Annotated in this window: 19 protein-coding genes; 7 read left to right on the top strand and 12 right to left on the bottom strand. The window is 63.3% G+C overall.

Going from position 1 to position 16,399, the window contains the following annotated elements:
- The gene (locus O0881_RS25755) at positions 1-1,044 is read right to left on the bottom strand and encodes a rod shape-determining protein (protein ID WP_010393186.1); all 1,044 of its coding nucleotides are present in this window, start codon (positions 1,042-1,044) and stop codon (positions 1-3) included.
- A gap of 350 nt (positions 1,045-1,394) precedes the next feature.
- On the opposite strand from O0881_RS25755, the gene gatC reads away from it, so the two are divergent.
- The 4 genes from gatC (at position 1,395) to O0881_RS25735 (ending at position 5,888) form a co-directional block, all read left to right on the top strand.
- Entirely contained in the window at positions 1,395-1,697 is a 303-nt protein-coding gene (gene gatC, locus O0881_RS25750) for an Asp-tRNA(Asn)/Glu-tRNA(Gln) amidotransferase subunit GatC (protein WP_077399414.1), read from the top strand.
- 53 nt (positions 1,698-1,750) lie between these two features.
- Positions 1,751-3,235 carry an Asp-tRNA(Asn)/Glu-tRNA(Gln) amidotransferase subunit GatA gene (gene gatA / locus O0881_RS25745; protein ID WP_099665545.1) on the top strand — a complete coding sequence of 495 codons (1,485 nt, stop codon included), beginning with the start codon at positions 1,751-1,753 and terminating at the stop codon, positions 3,233-3,235.
- Positions 3,236-3,272: 37 nt separating this feature from the next.
- Positions 3,273-4,748: an Asp-tRNA(Asn)/Glu-tRNA(Gln) amidotransferase subunit GatB gene (gene gatB, locus O0881_RS25740; RefSeq protein WP_289913684.1), complete on the top strand. Its 1,476-nt coding sequence runs from the start codon at positions 3,273-3,275 to the stop codon at positions 4,746-4,748.
- Positions 4,749-4,850: 102 nt separating this feature from the next.
- Complete coding sequence (locus O0881_RS25735; RefSeq protein WP_289913559.1) at positions 4,851-5,888, top strand: oxidoreductase; 1,038 nt, start codon at positions 4,851-4,853, stop codon at positions 5,886-5,888.
- Here the strand turns inward: O0881_RS25735 and O0881_RS25730 are convergent.
- From O0881_RS25730 to O0881_RS25710, 5 genes are all read right to left on the bottom strand, one after another.
- Positions 5,881-6,213 (bottom strand): hypothetical protein, encoded by a 333-nt coding sequence (locus O0881_RS25730; RefSeq protein ID WP_289913682.1) that lies wholly within the window; start codon positions 6,211-6,213, stop codon positions 5,881-5,883. The genes O0881_RS25735 and O0881_RS25730 overlap by 8 nt on opposite strands.
- Complete coding sequence (locus O0881_RS25725; protein ID WP_289913558.1) at positions 6,213-6,677, bottom strand: carboxypeptidase regulatory-like domain-containing protein; 465 nt, start codon at positions 6,675-6,677, stop codon at positions 6,213-6,215. The genes O0881_RS25730 and O0881_RS25725 overlap by 1 nt, the downstream gene beginning before the upstream one ends.
- A 65-nt stretch (positions 6,678-6,742) precedes the next feature.
- A complete protein-coding gene (locus tag O0881_RS25720; RefSeq protein WP_077399393.1) occupies positions 6,743-6,934 on the bottom strand; it encodes a YqaE/Pmp3 family membrane protein in 192 nt (63 codons plus the stop codon).
- Positions 6,935-7,007: 73 nt separating this feature from the next.
- Positions 7,008-7,901, bottom strand: coding sequence for an alpha/beta fold hydrolase (locus O0881_RS25715; protein ID WP_289913557.1), 894 nt, complete (start codon positions 7,899-7,901; stop codon positions 7,008-7,010).
- A gap of 21 nt (positions 7,902-7,922) precedes the next feature.
- A complete protein-coding gene (locus O0881_RS25710; protein ID WP_289913556.1) occupies positions 7,923-8,816 on the bottom strand; it encodes a LysR substrate-binding domain-containing protein in 894 nt (297 codons plus the stop codon).
- Between the two features lie 126 nt (positions 8,817-8,942).
- Between O0881_RS25710 and O0881_RS25705 the strand changes: the two genes are divergently transcribed.
- Positions 8,943-9,686: a sulfite exporter TauE/SafE family protein gene (locus O0881_RS25705; protein ID WP_289906753.1), complete on the top strand. Its 744-nt coding sequence runs from the start codon at positions 8,943-8,945 to the stop codon at positions 9,684-9,686.
- Positions 9,686-9,928, top strand: coding sequence for a GNAT family N-acetyltransferase (locus tag O0881_RS25700; protein WP_289913555.1), 243 nt, complete (start codon positions 9,686-9,688; stop codon positions 9,926-9,928). The genes O0881_RS25705 and O0881_RS25700 overlap by 1 nt, the downstream gene beginning before the upstream one ends.
- Here O0881_RS25700 and pyrE read toward each other — a convergent pair.
- Positions 9,925-10,587: an orotate phosphoribosyltransferase gene (gene pyrE / locus O0881_RS25695; RefSeq protein WP_034784688.1), complete on the bottom strand. Its 663-nt coding sequence runs from the start codon at positions 10,585-10,587 to the stop codon at positions 9,925-9,927. The two genes, O0881_RS25700 and pyrE, sit on opposite strands and share 4 nt — an antisense overlap.
- A 108-nt stretch (positions 10,588-10,695) precedes the next feature.
- Here pyrE and O0881_RS25690 point away from each other — a divergent pair, with 108 nt between their 5' ends.
- Positions 10,696-11,472: an exodeoxyribonuclease III gene (locus O0881_RS25690; protein ID WP_077399376.1), complete on the top strand. Its 777-nt coding sequence runs from the start codon at positions 10,696-10,698 to the stop codon at positions 11,470-11,472.
- Between the two features lie 6 nt (positions 11,473-11,478).
- On the opposite strand, the gene O0881_RS25685 is transcribed toward O0881_RS25690, so the two are convergent.
- From O0881_RS25685 to O0881_RS25665, 5 genes are read right to left on the bottom strand one after another with little or no spacing between them, the layout of a single operon-like run.
- Positions 11,479-12,393 (bottom strand): pseudouridine synthase, encoded by a 915-nt coding sequence (locus tag O0881_RS25685; RefSeq protein ID WP_289913554.1) that lies wholly within the window; start codon positions 12,391-12,393, stop codon positions 11,479-11,481.
- A gap of 1 nt (position 12,394) precedes the next feature.
- Entirely contained in the window at positions 12,395-13,297 is a 903-nt protein-coding gene (locus O0881_RS25680) for a M48 family metallopeptidase (RefSeq protein WP_077399370.1), read from the bottom strand.
- Entirely contained in the window at positions 13,278-14,537 is a 1,260-nt protein-coding gene (locus O0881_RS25675; RefSeq protein ID WP_289913553.1) for an AmpG family muropeptide MFS transporter, read from the bottom strand. Before O0881_RS25675 ends, O0881_RS25680 begins: the two co-directional genes overlap by 20 nt.
- Entirely contained in the window at positions 14,537-15,148 is a 612-nt protein-coding gene (gene metW, locus O0881_RS25670) for a methionine biosynthesis protein MetW (RefSeq protein WP_289913552.1), read from the bottom strand. The genes O0881_RS25675 and metW overlap by 1 nt, the downstream gene beginning before the upstream one ends.
- Positions 15,145-16,344: a homoserine O-acetyltransferase gene (locus tag O0881_RS25665; protein WP_099665556.1), complete on the bottom strand. Its 1,200-nt coding sequence runs from the start codon at positions 16,342-16,344 to the stop codon at positions 15,145-15,147. Before O0881_RS25665 ends, metW begins: the two co-directional genes overlap by 4 nt.
- Between the last annotated feature and the right edge of the window lie 55 nt (positions 16,345-16,399).

Raw genomic sequence — 16,399 nt, 5'->3', positions numbered from 1 at the left:
TTATTCGTAGGAGAAGATCGAGCCGAGCTTGTCCATACGTTCCAGTGCCATCCCGGAACCGCGCACCACGCAGGTGAGCGGGTCCTCGGCCACCAGCACCGGCAGGCCGGTTTCCTCCATCAGCAGGCGGTCCAGGTCGCGCAGCAGTGCGCCGCCGCCCGTCAGCATCATGCCTTTTTCGGCGATGTCGGCGCCCAGTTCCGGCGGCGTCTGTTCCAGCGCGTTCTTCACGGCCGAGACGATGTTGTTCAGCGGGTCGGTCAGCGCTTCGAGGATCTCGTTGCTGGAGATGGTGAACGAGCGCGGGATGCCTTCGGACAGGTTGCGGCCCTTGACTTCCATTTCCTTCACTTCCGAGCCAGGGAAGGCCGAACCGATGGCCTTCTTGATGGCTTCAGCCGTCTGTTCGCCGATCAGCATGCCGTAGTTGCGGCGGATGTAGTTGACGATGGCTTCATCGAACTTGTCGCCGCCGACGCGCACGGAACCCTTGTAGACCATGCCGCCCAGCGAAATGATGCCCACTTCGGTGGTGCCGCCGCCGATGTCGACCACCATCGAGCCCGTTGCTTCGGACACGGGCAAGCCCGCGCCGATGGCCGCTGCCATCGGTTCTTCGATCAGGTACACCTGCGAGGCGCCGGCACCCAGGGCCGATTCGCGGATGGCGCGGCGTTCGACCTGGGTCGAACCGCACGGCACGCAAATGATGATGCGCGGCGATGGACGGAAGAATTTCGAGTCGTGCACCATGCGGATGAATTGCTTGAGCATCTGCTCGGTGACGGTGAAGTCGGCGATCACGCCATCTTTCATCGGACGAATCGCTTCGATATTGCCCGGCACCTTGCCCAGCATCTGCTTGGCTTCCTTGCCGACTGCCTGAATGGTCTTCTTGCCATTCGGACCGCCTTCCTGGCGGATGGCGACGACGGATGGCTCGTCCAGGACGATACCGAGGCCGCGTACATAAATAAGGGTGTTGGCCGTGCCCAAGTCAATGGCCAGATCGGTGGAGATATACCTGCGTAAAAAACCAAACATGAGTGTCCTGTAGCGCATCGAGCTGCGCAAAAGCTGTTTATGGGGAGTTTCAAAGCGGGCGCTTTCAGGCACCCTGAAAATCCAAAAGGCGATTTTTCCGGGTTTCGCTTGGCGCTTGCGCAATCTTTTCTATGCTGCGGCAGCAGTCCATCAGCGCCGGCAACGCATTAACCCGCCATTCTACCTTATAATTTGAATGCGATTTGCTCAAAAACCATGGAAAAGTGCGACTCTTGCAGCCGCGAGTTACGCGGCATTCCTCGATTTTTGTGAGCAAAATAGCAGTAAATACCCGCGTTTTATCAAAACGCCAACTTAATACTAATGCGCGGCACTCCGCGCCATTCGCCATGTCCCTGACACTCTCCGACGTAAAACGCATCGCCCACCTGGCCCAACTTGAAATGGCCGACGACCAGGCCGTCACGTCTTTGGCCCAATTGAACAAGATTTTTGCACTCGCGGAACAAATGCAAGCCGTCAATACCGATGGCGTGGCGCCCCTGAGCCACCCGCTGGCCGCCCACATGGACAATATCGCCCTGCGCCTGCGCGACGATATCGCCACGGAACAGAACCGCCGCGATGCCTACCAGGCCGTGGCGCCGAAGGTACAGGATGGCCTGTATCTCGTGCCCAAGGTCATCGAGTAAACACGCCGTAGCGCTGTTCCCGCCTTTTTGCCGAATATCAAAATAGAAACGCCATGCATACAAAATCCATCAAACAGCTGTCCACGCTTTTGCAGAACAAGGAAATTTCCGCCGTTGCACTGGCGACGCATTTCCTCGACCGCATCGAAGCGGACACCTCGAACGCCTTCCTGCACGTCGACCGTGCCCTGACCCTGGCGCAAGCTGCCGAGGCCGACGCGCGCATCGCCGCGGGCACGGCCACGCCCTTGACGGGCGTGCCGATCGCGCACAAGGATTTGTTCGTCACGAAAGGCTGGCGCACGACGGCCGGCTCGAAAATGCTGGCCGACTACGCAAGCCCGTTTGACGCCACCGTGGTGGAGAAATTCCAGGCCGCCGGCATGGTCACCCTGGGCAAGGTCAATTGCGATGAATTCGCCATGGGCTCCGGCAATGAGAACTCGGCCTTCGGCGCCGTGCAAAACCCGTGGGACAAGACGGCCGTACCAGGCGGCTCGTCCGGCGGCTCGGCCGCCGCGGTGGCGGCTGGCCTGACGCCGGCCGCCACCGGCACCGACACGGGCGGCTCGATCCGCCAGCCAGCCGCGTTTTGCGGCATCACCGGCATCAAGCCGACGTATGGCCGCGTCTCGCGCTTCGGCATGATCGCCTTTGCCTCGTCGCTGGACCAGGGCGGCCCGATGGCCCGCTCGGCCGAAGACTGCGCCCTGCTCTTAAGCGCCATGGCCGGCTTCGACGAACGCGACTCGACCAGCCTGTCGCCGGAACAGGGCGGCGTGGCGGAAGATTTTTCGCGTGAACTGGGCCAGCCGCTGACGGGCTTGCGCATCGGCGTGCCGCGCGAGTACTTCGGCGAAGGCCTGGCCAAGGACGTGGAAGCGGCCGTGCGCGGCGCGCTGGCGCAGTATGAAAAGCTGGGCGCCACCCTGGTCGACATCTCGCTGCCTAACACCGCCCTGTCAATTCCCGCCTATTACATGATCGCGCCGGCCGAAGCGTCGTCGAACCTGTCGCGCTACGACGGCGTGCGCTACGGCCACCGCGCTACCGAGTACAAGGACTTGCAGGACATGTACAAGAAGTCGCGCGCGCAGGGCTTCGGGCCCGAAGTACAACGCCGCATCATGGTCGGCACCTATGTGCTGTGCCACGGCTACTACGACGCCTACTACCTGAAGGCGCAAAAGATCCGCCGCCTGATCGCGCAGGATTTCGACGCCGTGCTCAATGGCCCGAACGCCGTCTGCGACGTCATCATGGGCCCCGTCGCGCCGACCGTCGCCTGGGACCTGGGCGACAAGACGGACGACCCGGTGGCGAACTACCTGGCCGACATCTACACCCTGTCGACCAGCCTGGCCGGCCTGCCCGGCATGTCGATCCCGTGCGGTTTCGGCGAGGGCGAAAAGAACGCCAAGCGCCCCGTCGGCCTGCAAATCATCGGCAATTACTTTGGCGAAGCCAGGCTGCTCAATATCGCCCACCAGTTCCAGCAAGTGACGGACTGGCATACGCGCAGCCCGGCAGGCATTTAAGAAATAATTCGCGCAGCCCAGGCGGCGCCACCAAAAAATAAGCGAGAACACTATGCAATGGGAAGTCGTCATCGGTCTTGAGAACCACGTGCAGCTCACGACCGAATCCAAAATTTTCAGCGGTTCGCCGATCAAGTACGGCGCCGACGCCAACACGCAAGCGAGCCCCGTCGACCTGGCCCTGCCAGGCGTGCTGCCCGTGATGAACAAGCAGGCCGTCGACCGCGCGATCCGCTTCGGCCTGGCCGTCGGCGCCACCGTCGCGCCGCACTCGGTCTTCGCGCGCAAAAACTATTTTTATCCCGATTCGCCCAAGGGTTACCAGATCAGCCAATTCGAAGACCCCGTCGTCATCGGTGGCGCCCTGACCTTCGGCTATGAAAAGGATGGCGAATTCGTCACCAAGACGGTCAACCTGACGCGCGCCCACCTGGAAGAAGACGCGGGCAAATCGCTGCACGAAGACTACGCGGGCATGAGCGGCATCGACTTGAACCGCGCCGGCACGCCGTTGCTGGAAATCGTCTCGGAACCGGAAATCCGCAGCGCCGCCGAAGCCGTGGCCTACGCCAAGGCCCTGCACTCGCTGGTCATGTGGCTGGGCGTTTGCGACGGCAACATGCAGGAAGGCTCGTTCCGCTGCGACGTCAACGTTTCCGTGCGCCCCGTCGGCCAGAAGGAATTCGGCACGCGCTGCGAAATCAAGAACCTGAACTCCTTCCGCTTCATCGAGGAAGCCGTGCACGTGGAAGTGCGCCGCCAGATCGAACTGATCGAAGAAGGCGGCAAGGTCGTGCAGGCGACGCGTCTGTACGATCCGGACCGCAAGGAAACGCGCGAGATGCGCAGCAAGGAAGACGCGCAGGATTACCGCTACTTCCCGGACCCTGACCTGCCGCCGCTGGTCATCTCGCAAGCGTGGATCGATACGGTCAAGGCCTCGATGCCGGAACTGCCGGCCGCCATGCGCGCCCGCCTCATCAGCGAATACGCGCTGCCGGAATACGACGCGCTGGTGCTGACGCAGTCGAAAGCCATGGCCACCTATTTCGTCGCCGTGGTGGACAAGGCTGGCAAGGAAAACGCCAAGGCCGCCGCCAACTGGCTGATGGGCGACGTGTCGTCGACCCTGAACCGCGAAGGCGTGGACCTGGACGACGCCCCCGTCTCCGCCGCGCAGCTGGCCGCCATGCTCAAGCGCATCGCCGACGGCACGATCTCGAACAAGGCGGCAAAGGAAGTCTTTGCCGGCATGTGGGAAGCGAAGTCAGACGACGAAAATCTGGTCGACACCATCATCGACGCCAAGGGCCTGAAGCAGATCTCGGACTCGGGCGCCCTGGAAGCCATCGTCGATGAAGTGCTGGCGGCGAACGCCAAGTCGGTGGAGCAGTACCGCGCCGGCAAGGAAGCGGCCATCAACGCGCTGATCGGCCAGGCCATGAAAGCGTCCAAGGGCAAGGCCAACCCGGCGCAGCTGACGGAACTGCTGAAGGCCAAGCTGGCGGGGTAATCTTCGCGAGAGGCATGCAAAAGGACGCTGCGGCGTCCTTTTTTTATGCGCCGCCCGCTTGCAGTATGATCATGGATTCTTCCACGCACCTGTGAACATGCCATGAACAAGATCAAAACCGGCCTGGTCGGCTACGGCTTTGCCGGCTCCACCTTCCACGCGCCCGTGCTATCCACCATCGACGCCCTGGAATTGACGGCCGTCGCCTCCAGCAAGCCGGACCTCGTGCACCAGGATTGGCCGCAGGCCACCGTGTATGCGGAACCTGCGCAGCTGTTTGCCGATGCGGCCATCGAGCTGGTCGTCATTGCCGCCCCCAACGAAGCGCATTTCAGCCTGGCGCTGGCGGCCCTGCAGGCGGGCAAGCACGTGGTGGTCGACAAGCCATTCACGATTTCCAGCGCCGAGGCGCAAACCCTGATCGCCGTGGCGAAGGAACGCAAGCTGGTGCTCAGCGTGTATCACAACCGGCGCTGGGATGGCGACTTCCTGACCCTCAAAACGCTGCTGGCGCAGGGTGCCCTGGGGCGCATCGCCAGCGTCGAATCGCATTTCGACCGTTTCCGTCCCGAGATCCGCCAGCGCTGGCGCGAGTCCGGCGCGCCGGGCGGCGGCCTGCTGTACGACCTGGGTCCGCACATGCTGGACCAGGCCATGCAGCTGTTCGGCCAGCCGGAAAAGCTGTACGCCGATATCGCCCTGCAGCGCGACGGCGCACAGGCTGCAGATTATATGCACCTTGTGCTGTACTACGACCGGCTGCGCGTGGTGCTGCAAGCGGGTTGCCTGGTGAAGGCGCCGACGGCGCGCTTCGCCGTGCATGGCGACAAAGGCAGTTTCGTGAAGTTTGGCCTCGACCCGCAGGAAGACGCCCTGAAGGCAGGCGGCAGGCCGGGCCAACCCGGCTGGGGCGTGGATCCCGTGCGCGGCGCCCTGCACCTGGGCACGCAGCCGGACGGCCATGCCGAACACCTCGAGATGCAAGCGGGCCGCTACCAGGACTTTTACCAGGGCATGGCCGACGCCATCCGCCACGGCGCACCGGCGCCCGTGGCAGCCGAAGATGCGGCGACGACGATACGCCTGATCGAACTGGCGCTGCAAAGCGCCACCGAAGGGCGCGTACTCAAGGTCAGTTGATGACGAAGGCCAGCACCACGGCCCCCAGCGCCAGCAGGGCCAGGCCGCAAATGAACAGCAGTTCGCCCCACCATTCGTAGCGCAAGCGCGACTGGCCGGGGCGCAGCGACATGAACGAAAGCACGGCGCTGACGAGAAAGACGATGGCATCGACGGCCAGCAGCTTGTCGATGGCCACGCGCACCTCGCCGCGCGGCGCCAGGTGCCCGATCGACAGCACCGTCATGCATACGCCAACCATCGTCGCCGACGTGGGCAGGATATGGGCAGACAAACCGCGCGCCGGCACGCCCCGCTCGGGCGCCGCCTTGCCGTCGCCCGACATCAAGGCCGGCCCTGGTTCGTTCCCGCCGGCCAGACCAGCTCCACGCGCGCCGAGCTGCCCGCCTTGACCTGCACCTTGCGTTCCAAGGTCTTGCCGGCCAGGGTGGCGCGCAAGCGGTAGCTGCCCGGCGGCAGTTTCGCCAGCAGGAACGGTCCGCTGGCCGTCGTTTCCAGCACCGACAGCCCCTTGGCATCGCTGATCTGCAGCTTCACGTCGGAGGCAAATTCCGCCTTGCCTGCCGCCTGCACGGAAAACACCAGGCTCAGGGGCCAATGCCGGCTGGCGCTCTTGATGGCCGTCGACTCGTCGAGGCCGATGCCGCCGCTCAGGTACTCCACCGCCCCGCTCTTCTGCACGGGCGGCAGTGCGTTATCCGTTTGCGCCTGCGCCGCACTTCCCAGCAACAGCCCGGCGGCCAGCATTGCCGCCGCCAAGCCCAGGGTACCGCGTCTGTTTGATGCCATCTCACTCTCCTCGTGTCGGTTGAATCAAGATAGGAAGCGCAGCTTAGGCAGGACTTAGGAAACCATCAACGCCGGCGCATGGCCTCGGCGATCTTCTGGTCCGTCTTGAACTGGCTCAGCGCATATACGGCCCAGATCGTCGCTGGCAGCCAGCCGATCAAGGTGATTTGCAGGATCAGGCAAATGATGCCGGCGATCGGACGGCCGATCGTGAAAAAGGTCAGCCACGGGAATATCAGGGCAATCAGCAAGCGCATCGTTCGTTCCTTCAGTATTCCCCTGCGCCGCGGGGACCGGGCCGGCATGCGGCGGTAAAATCCATTGACCTGATTATAACGATACCTGCGCCTCACGCGGCGCGGGTGCCAGTTGTTTTTCCATCCACGCCAGGATGGCGGCGAAGATCACCTCGCGGTTCAGCTCATTGAAATTCTCGTGGTAATTGGCCGGATAGTAGTGATAGTCGAGCAAGCCATCGGGCACGCTGCGCAGCATGCTTTCCGTGGCGCGGCTGTCGGCCAGCTTGTCGTCACCGGCCACCACGGCGAACAGGGGGAAACGCCAGCCCGACAAGCCGCTCGCCAATTCCTTTTGCGCCGACGTCAAGGCATGGGCGAAACGTACCGAGGCGGCACTGGCGCGGATGCCGTCGCGCTCATCCTGGAAATGGCGCGCGGTGATGGTCTGGTCGTGCGTGAGCAGCATGGTCAGATTCCCCAGCGGTACCTTCATCGTGGGGAAGCGCTGCGCCAGCCAGCCCGACAGCATTTGCAGCACCTTTGGCACGGGAATCGCATTCACGTAATACGGCGATGAGATGACAAAACCCTTGATGGCCGGGTCGCCCGCAAAGCGCCGCAGCCCCAGATGCGTGGCGATCAAACCGCCCATGGAGTGGCCCATGACGAAAACCGGCACGCCTGGATACGCCTGCTTGACCCAGGCGAGGAACAGCTCTTCGTCGTCGAGGAAAGCCTCGAACGATGGGATATCGACCTTGCGCTGGCCATCGTGGCCCACCATGTCGAAGCTGACGGTGGCGATGCCGTGCTGGCGGAAGGTCAGCGCCGGTGTAACGTAGTCGCCCGCATGCGCCATGCCGCCGTGGATCGCCAGGATCACGGCACGTGGCTGTTGTGGCCCTGGCGGCTGCCAGATGTGGATGGGCCGCTCGACCTGGTCGCTGCACCGCAGGCTGGCCATCTTGTCTTCTGAAAAACGCATCGCTGCTCCTGTCATGCCCTGTCACGCCTTCAGGTGATCGATCAACTGGCGCGCATACAGGGGTAATTCACTGAACTGGCGCACGCAAATCGTCAGATTGCGTACCGACCAGGGATCGGATAATTCCAGGCAGCGTAGCGCCATCGTCTGCTGGCAGCGGCTGGCAGCCGCCAGCGGCACCACGCTGATGCCCACGCCGCTGGCCACCATGCGGCACACGGCATCGAAGCTGCGCAGGCGCACGCGCACCTTCAATGGACGCCCCAGGCGCGCCGCATGCATGCCCAGGTACTGCTGCATCGCGCTGTCGTCGGCCAGGCCGATGAAATCGTGATCCAGCAGCGTGGAAAACGCGACGACACCATCCTGGCCCAGCGCGCGGTGGTGCACGCCATCGGCCGCCGCGATGACCACCAGGCGGTCGGGGCGAAACAAAAACGTCTGCAAGCCGCGCATGTCGACCGAGTCGGACACGATGCCCATGTCGGCCAGCCCTTCCGAAACGGCCTTGACGATATCGTAACTGAGGCGTTCTTCCAGGTCGATGGTCAGGTTCGGATGGCGGTCGAGAAAAGCGCCGAGCGCCTCGGGCAAAAATTCGCTGAGCGCCGCCGTATTGCACAGCAGCCGCAACTGCCCTTTCAAGCCGCGCGCAAACTCACCGAGCTCGCCGCGCATTTTCTCCATTTGCAGTAAAACGAGGCGCGCGTGATGCAGCAAGGTCTGGCCCACGGGGGTCGGCTCCACGCCGCGCCGCCTGCGCAGCAGCAAGGGCATGCCCAGCATCTCTTCCATGCCGCGCACGCGCGCACTGCTTGAGGCCAGCGCCAGGTGACTGCGCGCGGCGCCCGCCGTCAGGCTACCCGCCTCCACCACGTTGACAAACAGCTGCAAATCGACCAGATCAAAGCGCATGGCGGCTCTCCTTTTCGCCATCTTATCAGCCTTCGTCTTTTACTAAGGCTGACTCAAAATAATCCACCTTGGCGAAATCCGCAAGCGCGCGCAGAATCCACGCAAAATCACTGTGGGATAAAAAAGATGGAGACGTCATTTCTGCTGGCCGTTGGCGCCAGCTTCCTCGTCGCTGGCTTCGTCAAGGGCGTAGTCGGCCTGGGGCTGCCGACGGTGGCCATGGGCACGCTCAGCCTCATCATGCCGCCCGTGCAGGCGGCAGCCCTGCTGATCGTGCCCTCGATGGTGACGAATGTCTGGCAACTGGCGGCCGGCCCCGGCCTGCGGGCGCTGCTGCGGCGCTTGTGGCCCATGCTGACCGCCGTCATGGCGGGCACGCTGGCGGGCGGCGCCTTGCTGCCGGCCGACAGCGGGGTCTGGGCCATCGTCGCGCTGGGCGTGGCGCTGATGCTGTATGCGCTGGCGGGCCTGTTCTCACTGCAGCTGCGCGTGCCGGCGCGGCACGAAGCGTGGCTGGGGCCCGTGGCAGGCGCGGTGACGGGACTGGTGACGGCCGCCACGGGTGTCTTCGTCATCCCCGCCGTGCCGTATCTGCAGGGATTGGGATTGGCGCGCGATGCGCTGGTGCAGGCGCTGGGTCTGGCGTTTACGGCGTCGACCGTGGCGCTGGCGGCCAGCCTGGCTTTGCACGGCGACTTCAGTCTCGGTGCGGCCGGCGCGTCGGCGTATGCGCTGCTGCCGGCGCTGGCCGGCATGCTGGCCGGTCAATGGCTGCGCGGGCGCATCGCGCAACCAGTATTCAAGCGATGCTTTTTTATCGGCCTGTTCGCCCTGGGTTTGCATGCGGCGCTCAAACCATGGCTGGCGTGATGCAGATAGACTGGCAAGGAGACAGCGCGCTGTGCGCATGGATCGACGGCCAGCAGGTGGCCATGCTCGACATCAGCAAGTGCGCGAATGAGGTGACGGTGAACATGCTGTTCGTGAAACCGCCGTTCCGCCGGCGCGGCATCGGCGGCGCGCTGCTGCGGCGGCTATTGCAATGCCATCCGCAGGCCAGCGCCGCCTGCAGCGACCCGCGGCTGCGGGCGCTACTGGAGAAGACTACTTAAATCCCATACTTGGTGCGGTATGCCGAAACAGCCTCTTTATGTTTCAGCAGTTCCGGATCGGCGCCCGCGCCATTCAGGTAGCCGAACAAGTCGTCCAGGTTGCCGATCGAGATGACTGGAATGCCGTACTGTTTCGACACTTCCTGCACCGCCGAACTTGGCGACAGCTGGCCATCGGGGCCCGAACGCTCCATGCGGTCCAGGGCGATCAGCACGGCGCATGGCTCGGCGCCGGCGGCGCGGATCATGTCCACCGATTCGCGCACCGAGGTGCCGGCCGAGATCACATCGTCAATGATGACGACTTTGCCATGCAATTTGGCGCCGACGATGGTGCCGCCTTCGCCATGGTCCTTGGCTTCCTTGCGGTTGAAGGCGAACGAAGTGTTGCGGCCCTTGCCAGCCAGCGCCACGGCGGTGGCCGAGGCCAGGGTGATGCCCTTGTAGGCGGGACCGAACAGCATGTCGAATTCCACGCCCGAATCGAGCAGGGTCTGCGCGTAGAACTGCGCCAGCTCGGCCAAGGTGGCGCCGTCATGGAACAGGCCCGCATTGAAGAAGTACGGCGACTGGCGTCCGGCCTTGGTGGTGAACTCGCCAAACCGCAAGACTCCCTTGGATACTGAAAACGCGATAAACTGCTGGCGTAAATTATTCACATTAGCCTCATTTTTTAAAAGTGCCTGTATTTTAATCCGCGCGCACCGGCGAGACAATCGCCATGCCGCGCCCGCCGGCCCCGTCCAGCGCCCTTTCACTCTAGACCTATGCCAAAAATTATCTCCGCCAACCTGAACGGCATCCGTTCCGCCGCCAAAAAAGGCTTTTTCAACTGGATGGGCACGCAAACGGCCGATTTCATCTGCGTGCAGGAATTGAAGGCGCAACTGCCCGACATGACGCCGGAATTCCTCAACCCGCACGGCTATCATGGCCATTTCCACTATGCCGAGAAAAAAGGCTATTCGGGCACGGGCGTGTACAGCAAGGTCGAACCAGACGCCGTGCATATCGGCTTCGGCAGCCCTGAATTCGACGCCGAAGGCCGCTACGTGCGCTGTGATTTTGGCAACCTTTCCGTCATTTCCGTGTACTGCCCGTCCGGTTCGTCCGGCCCGGAGCGCCAGGAAGCCAAGTTCCGCTTCATGGAACTGTTCCTGCCGCACCTGCTGGAATTGAAGGCGCTGGGACGCGAAGTCGTCATCTGCGGCGACTGGAACATCGCCCACCACGAAATCGACCTGAAGAACTGGAAGGGCAACAAGAAAAATTCCGGCTTCCTGCCGGAAGAGCGCGCCTGGCTGACGCGCGTCTTCGACGAAGTGGGCTTTGTCGACGTACACCGCGGCCTGGACAAGCGCGAAGACCAGTACACGTGGTGGAGCAACCGCGGACAAGCCTACGCGAAGAACGTGGGCTGGCGCATCGACTACCACGTCGCCACGCCCGGCATCGCGGCCCAGGCGCATACGGTCAGCGTCTACAAGGACGAGCGCTTCTCCGACCACGCGCCGCTGATCATCGACTACACGCTCAAGGCGTAAGCGCCGCTACAGGCTGCGCCGGCTTTCAAAATGGCGCGGCGCGCCGCTCAACGGGTCCGTGAAATCGATCGCACGCGCCAGCAACTGCAAGGGCTGCGACATATCGTCTTCCTTGCACGGCAGGGCCACCGGATAAAACGCGTCATTGACGATGGGGATGCCCAGCGAGGCAAGGTGCACGCGCAGCTGATGCTTGCGCCCCGTGTGCGGCTGCAGCCGGTACAGGCTCACATCGCCGCGCTCCTCGATCACGTCGATGACGGTTTCCGAGTTCGGCTCGCCCGCCTCCTCGCGCATGAGGAAAAACTGCTCGCCCTCGACCATGCGGCTGCGGTAGGTAAATGGAAAATCGCGGCCATCGAGGCGTGGCGCCAGCGCCTCGTACGTCTTGCGCACTTCGCGGCGCTGGAACAGCGATTGATAGGCGCCGCGACTGGCCACCTGGCGCGAAAAAATCACCACGCCAGCCGTCTCGCGGTCGAGACGGTGGATCGGCGTCAGGTCGGCGCAGTCCAGGGTTTTCTTCAGGCGCGTCAGCAGGGTCTCCTGCACGAAGCGTCCGGCCGGCGTCATGGGCAGGAAGTGCGGCTTGTCGACCACCACCAGGTGTTCATCCTGGAACAGGATCTCTTCCTGGAAGGGGATAGGCGTTTCCCGCTCCAGCTCGCGGTAGTAAAAAATGCGCATGCCGCGCTTGTAGGCGCTGCCAGGGCCCAGCACCGCACCGTCGCCGTTGACCACTTCGCCGCGCGCCATGCGGTCCCGCCATTGCGCGGCGCTGATCTGCGGATAGCGCTCGAGCAGAAACGCCAGCATGTCGGGCCACTGCCCTTCCGGCAGCCACAGGTAGCTGGGCGCCACGCCGTCGCGCATGGGCAACGGCGCCGCTGCCGGCTTGTTGCCGGGACTGCGTACAGACATCCTAGCGCTGCGCGATGGCGTTGCTGCGGTACGGCGGCAAGGCGTCCACGCTGACGCCCTTGCTGCGCGCGTACAGGGGCAGCACTTGCGCCATGTGGCTGTTCATCTGCGAGATGCGGTCCTTGCCCGACGGGTGAGTCGAGAGGAATTCCGGCGGCGCGCCCGCGCTCACGGCAGCCATCTTCTGCCACAGCACCACACCGGCGCGCGGATCGAAACCGGCGCGCGCGGCCAGGTCCATGCCGATCAGGTCCGCTTCGCGCTCATCGTCGCGCGAAAACTTCAGCATCACGCCCTTGGCCGCCATGTTCGTGGCGGTGCTGGTCAGATTCGGGTCGACGCCGAGCCAGGCTGACAGGCCGGCGCCCACCAGCTTCGAGCCGACGGCGGCCAGGTTGCCCTTGCCAGCCTGCGCTTGCGAGTGTTCGCGCAAGGCGTGCGAAATTTCATGGCCCATGACGACGGCCACTTCATCGTCGGTCAGGTTCAGTTTGGTGATGATCCCGCTGTAAAAAGCGATTTGCCCGCCCGGCATGCAAAAGGCGTTGACCTCGTCCGAGTTGAGCAGGTTGATCTGCCAGTTCCAGTTGGCCGCCGCATCGTTCCAGCGCGTGGCGAACGGAATGATGCGCTGGGCGATGGCGCGCAGGCGTTTCACTTGCGGATCGCTGTCCGGCACCAGCGCATTTTTTTCCTTCGCTTCGTTGACCAGCTGCGTATATTGCTGCTTCGATTCCGCATTGAAATCGGTGCCGCCGGCAAAGATGCGCGACGTCGACAAGGGACGCACCTTGATGCCATCCTGTACCGTCGCCTGCTGGGCGTAGACGGACAGGGGCGCCAGCGCCGTGACCGCGCACAGGCTGGCCAGGACGGTGTAACGTTTAAGGGATATTGGTGCCATTGGCAGACCTCCATGGAGCGATTTTAGGCAGCATCATCATGGCCGGGAAGGCCAGGAAGAAGCACACGATGAAAAACGAGAACCAGCCCAGCTCGGCGACCAGGAAGCCCACCGAGGCATTGATCAGGGTGCGCGGCACGGCGCTCAGGCTGGAAAACAGCGCATATTGCGTGGCCGTGTAGCGCGGGTCCGTGGTGCGCGACAGGAACGCGACAAAGGCGGCCGCGCCCAGGCCCAGGCTGGCGAAAGCTTCAAAACCGATCACGGCGCTCAATAGCATGGTGTTCGGCCCCACCTGCGCCAGCCAGGCGAATCCCAGAATCGCGATCGCCTGCAGCGCGCCAAACACCCACAGGCCCCGGTTGATGCCCAGCTTGAGCATCCACACGCCGCCCACCACGCCGCCGGCCAGGCTGGCCCAGAATCCCGTGGTATTGGCGGCCAGGCCGATCTGCGTCATGGAAAAACCCAGGTCCAGGTAAAACTTCGTCGCCAGCGCCGTGGCCATGCTGTCGCCGATTTTATAGAGTAATACGAAAGCGAGAATCCACATTGCGTTACGCCAACCATCGCGCGCGATGAATTCCTGGAATGGCAAGATGATCGCTTCGCGCATGGTCTTCGGCGGCGAGCCATACACGGTCGGCTCCCTGATCAGCAGGGTGCACACGAGGCCAGGCATCATGAAGGCGGCCGTGATCCAGAACACGGGCTGCCACGGCATGCGGTCGGCCAGGATCAGCGACAGCGCGCCCGGCACCATGCCCGCCACCTTGTACGCGTTGACGATGACGGCGGCGCCCAGGCCCTGCTCGTTATCGCTGAGGATTTCGCGCCGGTAGGCGTCGATGACGATATCCTGGCTGGCAGACAGAAAGGCCACGCCGCCGGCAGCGGCCGCGATCAGGCCGATCTGCGTGAGCGGATCGAGCATGCCCATGCCGCCGATGGAAAAGAACAGCGCCACCTGCGTCAGGGCCATCCAGCCGCGCCGGCGTCCCAGGCCCAGGATGCGGTAGCGGTCCATCAGGGGCGCCCACAGGAATTTCCAGATATACGGGAACTGCACCAGGGCGAACAGCCCCAGCGCCTTGACGTTCAATCCCGACTTGGCCAGCCATGCCTGCAGCAGATACAGCAGGATGAACAGGGGCAGGCCGGAACTGAAGCCCAGCACCAGCACGGCCAGCATGCGGCCATTGGCATAGGAACGCCAGCCTGGCGCCGGGCTTGTGCTCATCAATGCACCGCTTTTTTACGCAGGCGGAAGACGGCCAGGTCGCCGCGCAGGTTCGGCAGCACGGAAACCATCTTACCTTCGGCCAGGGCCACGCATTCGATCACTTCCAGGCCGCATTCCTCGGCCAGTTCGCGGAAGTCGTTGATGGTTGCGCAGCGCACGTTGGGCGTGTCATACCACTGGTAGGGCAGCGATTTCGACACGGGCATGCGCCCTTTCAGCAATGCCACGCGGTGCGGCCAGTAGGCGAAGTTGGGGAACGAGACGATGGCTTCGGCGCCCACGCGCACGATGTCGCGCAGCAGCGGCTCGACCTGTTTCATCATCTGCAGGGACGACAGGCACAGCACCGTATCGAAGCTGTTGTCGCCAAAGACGGCCAGGCCCTTTTCCATGTCCTGCTGGATCACATTGACGCCGCGCAAAGTACTGGCCAATACCTTGTCGTCGGCGATCTCGATGCCGTAACCGCTGCACTCCTTGTCGCTTTGCAGGTACTGCAGCATCACGCCGTCGCCGCAGCCCACGTCCAGCACATGCGCGTTGTCCTGCACCCAGTGGGCGATGAAGGCCAGGTCGGGGCGCAGCGCGCTCAATTCGTCAAAAGTCATGCGGTCTCCTTCGCGCCCTGGCGGACGGCGGTGTGCTGTGCAGGAGCGGGCAAGCCCGCCCCGATGTCGTTCCATACCTGCCCATAGTAGGCGCGCACCATGTTCATGTAGCGCGCATCTTCCAGCAGGAAGGCGTCGTGGCCGTGCGGCGCGTCGATTTCCGCATACGTGACCTGGCGGCGGTTGCAGACGAGCGCTTCGACGATTTCCCGGCTGCGCTCGGGCGAGAAGCGCCAGTCGGTGGAAAACGAGGCGAGGAAGAACTTGGCCTTGGTGCCCGACAGGGCCTTGGCCAGGTCGCCGCCGTGTGCGCGCGCCGGGTCGAAATAATCGAGCGCCTTGGTGATCAATAAATACGTGTTGGCATCGAAGTATTCGGAGAATTTGTCGCCCTGGTAGCGCAAATACGATTCGATCTCGAAATCGATGCCGAAGCCGAACTTGTAATCGCCCGTCTGCGCCGCATCGCGCAGCTTGCGGCCGAATTTTTCGGCCATGTCGTCATTCGACAGATAGGTGATATGACCCACCATGCGCGCCACACGCAAGCCGTTCTTCGGCACCACGCCGTGGGCATAGAAGTCGCCGCCATGGTAATCGGGGTCGGACAGGATGGCCTGGCGGGCCACGTCATTGAAAGCGATGTTTTGCGCCGACAGCTTGGCCGTCGAGGCGATCACCACGCAGTGGCGCAGGCGCTCGGGGAACATGATGCTCCACGCCAGCGCCTGCATGCCGCCCAGCGAGCCGCCCATCACGGCGGCAAACTGTGTGATGCCCAGTTCATCGGCCAGGCGCGCCTGCGCGCTGACCCAGTCTTCCACCGTGACGACGGGGAAGGAGGCGCCGTACGGCTTGCCGGTGGCGGGATTGGTGTGCATGGGGCCCGTCGAACCGAAGCAGGAACCCAGGTTGTTGACGCCGATGACGAAGAATTTGTTGGTGTCGAGCGGCTTGCCCGGTCCCACCATATTGTCCCACCAGCCCGTGCTTTTCGGCTCGTCCGCATACACGCCAGCCACGTGGTGCGAGGCGTTCAGGGCGTGGCAGACCAGCACCGCGTTCGATTTGTCGGCGTTCAGGGTGCCGTAGGTTTCATACATCAACATATAGTCTTGCAGCGATGCTCCGCTTTGCAGCTGCAAGGGTTGCGCAAAATACATGGTTTGCGGCGAAACAATTCCAATGGATGACATGTGTGTCGGTTTATAAAAGGGGGGCGGCCCCACGGGCCATGGTCGATGCAGCACC

It is taken from the genome of Janthinobacterium sp. SUN100 (genome assembly GCF_030397705.1).
GTDB lineage: Bacteria > Pseudomonadota > Gammaproteobacteria > Burkholderiales > Burkholderiaceae_D > Janthinobacterium > Janthinobacterium kumbetense.
Note: the sequence above shows the minus strand (reverse complement) of the source record. Positions and strands in the feature narration are given on the sequence as shown.